Origin of the sequence: Roseomonas mucosa ATCC BAA-692 (assembly GCF_000622225.1) — a bacterium.
In the GTDB taxonomy this organism is placed as follows: domain Bacteria; phylum Pseudomonadota; class Alphaproteobacteria; order Acetobacterales; family Acetobacteraceae; genus Roseomonas; species Roseomonas mucosa.
On the sequence record NZ_JHWD01000055.1, the window covers coordinates 1 to 5,888 of the forward strand.

Here is a 5,888-nt window from a genome sequence, read left to right on the forward strand (position 1 = left end):
ATAGCGCTTCATCCGGCCTGATGACCCCCTGCGTTGTGCCAAGAACATACCGTTCAATGGTGCGTCAGGCACGGTGCAGACTGTCCAGATAAGGCACGGAGCTCCTCCTGGGCATAGGCGTGGCTGCCGAAGCGACCCGTCAGGTCACGGTCGAGGCGGTGCTTCGCGCCGGAGGCGTGAGCCAGCTCGTGCAGGCCCGTGGCGCAGTAGCCCTCCGGCGTGGCGAAGGCCGCGCGCGGCGGCATCTGGATGTGGTCCGTCGCCGGCCAGTAGTAGGCGCGGTCGCCTCCTTCCCGGAACGCCACGCCGCTGTTGCGCATGATCGTCTCGGCCGCCTCGGGCGTGCGCCAGGAGGCCTTCTCGGTGGACGGGGCCTCGAAGCTCGGGATGCCCTCCACCTGGCTCGCGTGGAACACCGTGTACGCACGAAGCACCGGCACGGTGCGGGTGCCCTCGCCTCCCGCCTCGGGTGCGGCGTCGCCGTCCCGCAGGGTCAGCTTGCGGAAGAAGAAGACGCGGCTGCCGCGCTCGCCGCGGCGGACCTGCCACCCCTTCTCCTCGGCCTGCCTGTAGGTGAGCCAGCGGGGATCCGTGCCGGCGAAGGCCAGGCCGGTCATGCCCAGCAGCAGCACATTGATCCCGTGGTAGCGGCGCCCGGTGACCCCGTTGCGGGGCGACAGCGGACCGGCACCGGCCTTGTCCTGGTCCCAGGGCCGGCGCCACGGCACCGTGCCGGCCTCCAGGGCCTCCACGATCTGGCTGGTGATCTCGGCGTAATGGTCGCGGGGAGCCGGGCGATCGGCGGTCTGACGGCGAGGCTGAGCCATCGGTGTTCCCTTTCATCTTCTCGGAACACCTCCCCAGCCCCGCATCCGGGCGGGCCGGGGCAAGGGCGCGCGGAGCGCGGGAGCGCAGCGACGAACCCTTGCGGCGGCCGGACCGGTGCGGAACGGCCTCTCCTCTCCCGCTCTCCTGATCTCCTACTTTCCCGATTTCGTGGTTGCCCGCTTTCCTGATCTCCAGATGTACTCGATGTCCGGCGCTCGGACGTTCGGTCCGGATTCTCAGGGTGATCCGTCCGGGCGTCGCGCCACCTCGGCGACGAAGGGCGATGCCGAAGGCTCATCCCAGTCGAAGCAAGGGAAATCCGGGAGGGCCGGGCCGTCGGCGTCGAACAGCAGGTACTCGCAACCCTGTCGGCGGGCTTCGACCATGAGGGCCCAGAGCGTATCGGCGATGTCCGGGCGCTCGTCATGGGCGTAGACGAACCAGCCATAGGGCATCGCGCCGCAGCACACCTCGCCGCGCACCCCGGCCTGGGCCGCGCCGATCAGGCAGGTGCGGTCCTCCAGCGCGAGGTGGGCGGTGGACAGGTCGAGGAAGCGGCGAACATGGGTCATCGGATCGCCCTCAGATCGAGCTGGAGACGTGTCGAGGCGCGGCCGGCACCGGCACCGCGAAGGCGTGCAGCCCGTCCCAGGTCAGGGCGCCGCAGGCCGGCATGCGCCCTGCCGCCAGGGCATCGCGGCTTCGGGAGAGGTGCGACTGCCGGACCCGGCCATGATCGGGCTTGCAGCAGGGAACGCCCGGCGCGACGAAGCACACCGGGCAGGCCACCAGCAGGGTGGGGTCGCCCTGGTAGGCACTGCCGCAGCGGGTGCAGGCGAGCGCCTCGCCGGCATCGGCCAGTGGAAGCGATCGGGAGAGCGCGGCGGGTGCCCGGGGAGCGAGGCGGCGGATTTCCATGGGGATGTTCCTTTCCGAACAACTCCCAGGCCGCCGCGGCGCCGTTCCTCCGGGGCAGGGGCGCCGCATCGCGGCGGGCCGCCAGGCCCTTGCCCTTGCGGCGGAGGACGGGGTGCGGCACCCCTCCCGCCCCGTTCCGCGGTATCCGGTTCACACCTCTTTCTCGACTCTTCCCTTCATCGGACCGTCGGCGGCCGCCCCCTCAATCGGTGCCCAGGGTAAGCGGCATCATGGCCGGCGGTGCCGAGCGCTTCTGGACTTTGGTGAGTGGCCTGAGCGAGCGGCTCCAGCGGTTTTTGTCGACCGGCGGTCCCCGATCGACGCGGACGCGGCTTCCGCTGCTCCACGAGCGTCCACGGATGCGGGTCTCGAGAGACCAGCCGGCGGCCGTCAGGCTGCCACCGTCCTCGTCTTCGCGGGTGTAGGTGACGATGCCCGTGAAGCCCCGCGCGGCGGCTTCGCGGGCAGCCCAGCCGTAAAGCTGTGAGCAGGCGTTCCAGGCCAGGGCGCGTGGCACATCGCGGCGCAGGCACAGCCGGTTCACCTCGACGATGCCCCGTCCCATCAACCCCCTCGCAACGGGATTTCCCACCATCACCACGCCCAGCCACGTCGGGCCATTCGCGATGGCGGCCCCATAGCGCCAGACGGTCGGTGCCGCGTTATGGGCGTGGTGGCGACGCACGAACCCCGCCGCTGCCGCGAAGCTCACCGGCCGGATCGCCAGCTTCCAGTCGAGCAGCAACTGGCCGCAGCCGGTGTCGGCGATGCGCCGGAGGCGGTGGCCGAGCATTTCCTCGGCACCTAGATGCCGCAGCAGGTCGCGTGCCCAGGCCGGATCGTCAGCCATGCCGGCGCAGACCTCCTCGTGGGCGGCCAGGCAACAGGTATCGAGCAGGAAGGCGTGGTCGGACCACGCCTCCGCGATCTCCAGTACCGACGGCTCCCCGCAGTGCTGGCATAGGGCGGGCTGGATCGGGGTCACGGCTCAGGCCGCCGCACGGCCGCATCGCGCGGCACAGTGACGGTGCAGTTCCGCCGCCACGTTGCCAATCTCGGCGAACACGGGGCCGTAGTCGGGCACTATCTCCAGCCGCCGGAAGCGATGGTCGTCGGCAAAGAAGGCTTCGCCGAGCCGGGGTTCGAGCAGTGCGATGCCGCGCACCTTCAGGACCCGGGCCAGCCGGAGCAGCAGCACGGCAACGTGTCCGGCCGGCCCGTCGCGTTCCTGCAGCCGATCCATGGCCCTGCGAAGGGCAGGGATCGACCTGCCGTAGCGGGCGAGGTCCGCCGCGGTGAAGATGTCGGCGTGCTCGGACGTGTAGCCGTAATGGATGCCGTAGACCTCGGGGGTGCGGTCGTCGATCTGGCACGACCAACGCAGCCCCTCGTGCAGGATCGGACGCGGCGTATCGTCCCAGCGAAGCAGTGGCCGCAGGTCGCCGTACCGTGTGGGTTGCACGTCGCCACGCGAGTACATGACCAGAGCTTCGAGATGTGCGTAGGCGCCCTCTCGCGAGGCATGGCCCAGATAGGGCCGCACTACGAGGAAGCGCGGAAGATGTGCCGGATGAGGCATGTCTCGGATCCTGTGGATCGTGATGGATCGGGCAACCGGATGGACGTGTTGCTCCCTCAGGCAGGCAGGGCGTCCTACGAGGCGGCGAGCGCCGGCCGCGATAGCGCGGTCCGAACCTCCAGCCGCCAGAAGGCAAACCATTCGACGAGGTCGGCGCCCGATACCGGCTCGTCGGCGTCGAAGGCGTCGGCCTCGAAGATCAGCGCCTGGTCGAGGAGACGGCGCATGGCCGGAGCACGCGCGAGGAGCGCGACATAGGCCTTGGCCTGCTCCGTGCCGCGGAGTGTTCCGTCATGGGCAACGGCCACCTGTGTCGCGGGGCTGGCTTCGGTCCTGATAAGGCCGTAACCGTCTGACACCACATCCTCCAGCACCAGGATGGAGAGGTCCTGGCCGTCGGTGAGCGGCGTGATCCTGCTCATCGGCGGGCCTCCTGCTGGGCAGGCACACGGACAGTGGAGGCGTGATCTGCCAGGAAGCCAGGCAGCATGGCGCCTGCAAGGAGGATGCAGACGATCAGGGCGAGGCCGGCGATGGCCTTCATGTCCTCGTGACGTCCCTGGCGCCTGGCGAGCCGTTCGTGGAGATCCATGGATCTCATCCTTCTGCTGAGTCTTCTTCCCGAAGACCCAGCCCGCCGGCCGCCCCTGCCGGGGTGGGGCAAGGGCGCCGCGGAGCGGCGGGAGGCGTGAGCCGACGAACCCTTGCCGCGCGCCGGGAGAGGGTGGCAGCGCCCTCCCCCGTCCTGCTCATTCGCCCTTCCCCGTCCTCCTCAGAGGATCGCGGTCACTTCCCGGCCGCTTGGACCGACGATACGGATCGTGCTGCCGATCTGGTCCTCCACGATGTGCAGTTCGATGCTACCCTTCTGAAGGCTACGCAGCTCCCAGCGAATGTTGCGCAGATGCTCGACAATGCGGGCCGCCGTGGCCGCGTCGCCGTCCAGGAGGAGGGTGCGAGAGAGGTCGCGGGCCTCGGCCGAGAAGGCTTCCAGCTGGCGATCGCTGCTGTCGTTGCCGACGTCCTCGTTTTCCGCGAAGAACCCCTCGACCAAGGCGTCCGAAAGGTCCCCGGGCTCGGTGCCGCGCACAACCACGAAGCTCGGCATGCCATCGAACGACGGCTCATCGGTGAAGAAGAACGGAACCGCCGCCTCGTGCATTACGGCGGGCTGTGCCCATTTCCTGGCATCCGCCGCTACCATGAGGCGTGCGGAAAGCGTCTCGACCACCTGGTACTCGGCGTCCTGCGGCGCGCTTCCGGACCGTATCGTCGAGCCCGGAAATTCCTCGTCAGATCCTTCGGCATCGGTCGCAACCGCCGAGATCGCGCGCACCACGCGCAGGGTGTCATACTCGCGATAGCCCTCGAATCTGGAATCCGCCACGACCACCCGCGGCCTGTCCGACCATCCGCGCAGAATCAGATCGAGGTTCATTGCACTGCATTGTTCGATGCCGAGTGCGTCGGTCAACAGCACCTCCGTACCCGGCGTGCCAAGCACGACAGGTCCGGGAAGCTCCTCGATACGGTGGCGTGTGACGTCGGTGTTCAGACGCCAGGGTGTGAGCGGGATCCGCACAGACGGAAGCTCGATACCCATCGCCTTTGCCCGACGGGCATCGTCGAAGGGCAACGAGTGCGTGGTTCCAAGAGCGACGGCTTCCAGCAGCGCTCGCTCGGCGCGGGCCCGCATGGCTCGGAAGAAGTCGTTGTCGATCGGTTCGTTCCGCACCGGGAGCACCAGCCGCAGGTCCGGCGCCGAGACCACGTCCACGAAGACGTTACGGGTCGGTCCGCCAACCTCGGCAAGCGCGACAGCCGCTCCGCACTCCACGACATGGCCATGGAAGTTCAGGTAGAGGCGCCTGTCCCAGCCGCGGTGCCTGTCGAACAGGTCCAGCACCTTGGGGCCGACCTCCCGGAAGACGCCCAGCCGCAGCCCCTGCCATTCCACGACGTGCTCGGCGCCTTCCAGGAAACCCGGCTGCGGCTGCGGCCGGCCGTTCAGCGTCACCGGCAGGGGGTAGAAGCGGCACGCCCGCTCGACCGCCCGCTCGACCACCGGGAACAGTAGCTCGGTGCCCACCACCATCTCCGGGTCGGGTAGCACGGCGGCCTCGGCCTCACCGCAGAACACAGCCCGACTCAGCGTCACCCGCTGCCCGCGCGAGCGCACAGTGACGCCGCGCGAGGCCAGCGAGAACACCCCCATGCCGGCGGCGTTCTCCACGAGGTCGGTGCGCTCGTCCCAGGCGGAAGCACCGAAGGTCACCAGCCTGGCCATGTCGGTGATGCCATGGCCGTCGTCGCGCACTGCCAGGGTGGCGCGGCCCTCCTCGCCGAGGAGCTCGATCCCGACGCGGGTGGCGCCGGCGCGGCGGGCGTTCTGAAGCACCTCGGCCAGCACGGTAGGCAAACCCTGGTTGAACAGTTCCGGGCTCTTGCGCAGCACCTTGTCGCCCAGGGCGCCGCGGATCCGGGTGACGGGAACACAGGGGTTAGGTGAGACGGGGGTGATGTGGGGCACGGGTGGAATCTCCTGCTGGTCTTCTTCTTGAAG

8 protein-coding genes are annotated in these 5,888 nt (G+C 69.2%); all 8 read right to left on the bottom strand.

Going from position 1 to position 5,888, the window contains the following annotated elements; all coding sequences use genetic code 11:
* Nucleotides 1-53: 53 nt before the first annotated feature.
* Entirely contained in the window at nucleotides 54-827 is a 774-nt protein-coding gene (locus tag BT98_RS0119785) for an ArdC family protein (protein ID WP_027297454.1), read from the bottom strand.
* Nucleotides 828-1,064: 237 nt separating this feature from the next.
* Entirely contained in the window at nucleotides 1,065-1,400 is a 336-nt protein-coding gene (locus BT98_RS25255) for a DUF5983 family protein (RefSeq protein ID WP_051544359.1), read from the bottom strand.
* A 10-nt stretch (nucleotides 1,401-1,410) separates the two neighbouring features.
* On the bottom strand, nucleotides 1,411-1,746 hold the full coding sequence (locus tag BT98_RS0119795; protein ID WP_027297455.1) for a hypothetical protein: 336 nt from the start codon (nucleotides 1,744-1,746) through the stop codon (nucleotides 1,411-1,413).
* Nucleotides 1,747-1,948: 202 nt separating this feature from the next.
* Entirely contained in the window at nucleotides 1,949-2,731 is a 783-nt protein-coding gene (locus tag BT98_RS26305; RefSeq protein WP_174978053.1) for an XF1762 family protein, read from the bottom strand.
* Between the two features lie 3 nt (nucleotides 2,732-2,734).
* On the bottom strand, nucleotides 2,735-3,325 hold the full coding sequence (locus BT98_RS0119805; protein ID WP_027297456.1) for a hypothetical protein: 591 nt from the start codon (nucleotides 3,323-3,325) through the stop codon (nucleotides 2,735-2,737).
* Between the two features lie 74 nt (nucleotides 3,326-3,399).
* Entirely contained in the window at nucleotides 3,400-3,747 is a 348-nt protein-coding gene (locus BT98_RS0119810) for a hypothetical protein (protein WP_027297457.1), read from the bottom strand.
* The gene (locus BT98_RS27440; RefSeq protein WP_155985215.1) at nucleotides 3,744-3,917 is read right to left on the bottom strand and encodes a hypothetical protein; all 174 of its coding nucleotides are present in this window, start codon (nucleotides 3,915-3,917) and stop codon (nucleotides 3,744-3,746) included. The genes BT98_RS0119810 and BT98_RS27440 overlap by 4 nt, the downstream gene beginning before the upstream one ends.
* Before the next feature lie 180 nt (nucleotides 3,918-4,097).
* Nucleotides 4,098-5,888: ATP-binding protein (locus BT98_RS0119820; RefSeq protein WP_155985216.1), on the bottom strand; the 1,791-nt coding region annotated here is incomplete at its 5' end.

What these genes read in the sequence shown, in the direction of transcription:
- BT98_RS27440 (WP_155985215.1), bottom strand. Translation starts at nt 3,917, where the DNA reads ATGGATCTCCACGAACGGCTCGCCAGGCGCCAGGGACGTCACGAGGAC.
- BT98_RS0119805 (WP_027297456.1), bottom strand. Translation starts at nt 3,325, where the DNA reads ATGCCTCATCCGGCACATCTTCCGCGCTTCCTCGTAGTGCGGCCCTAT.
- BT98_RS25255 (WP_051544359.1), bottom strand. Translation starts at nt 1,400, where the DNA reads ATGACCCATGTTCGCCGCTTCCTCGACCTGTCCACCGCCCACCTCGCG.
- BT98_RS0119785 (WP_027297454.1), bottom strand. Translation starts at nt 827, where the DNA reads ATGGCTCAGCCTCGCCGTCAGACCGCCGATCGCCCGGCTCCCCGCGAC.
- BT98_RS0119810 (WP_027297457.1), bottom strand. Translation starts at nt 3,747, where the DNA reads ATGAGCAGGATCACGCCGCTCACCGACGGCCAGGACCTCTCCATCCTG.
- BT98_RS0119795 (WP_027297455.1), bottom strand. Translation starts at nt 1,746, where the DNA reads ATGGAAATCCGCCGCCTCGCTCCCCGGGCACCCGCCGCGCTCTCCCGA.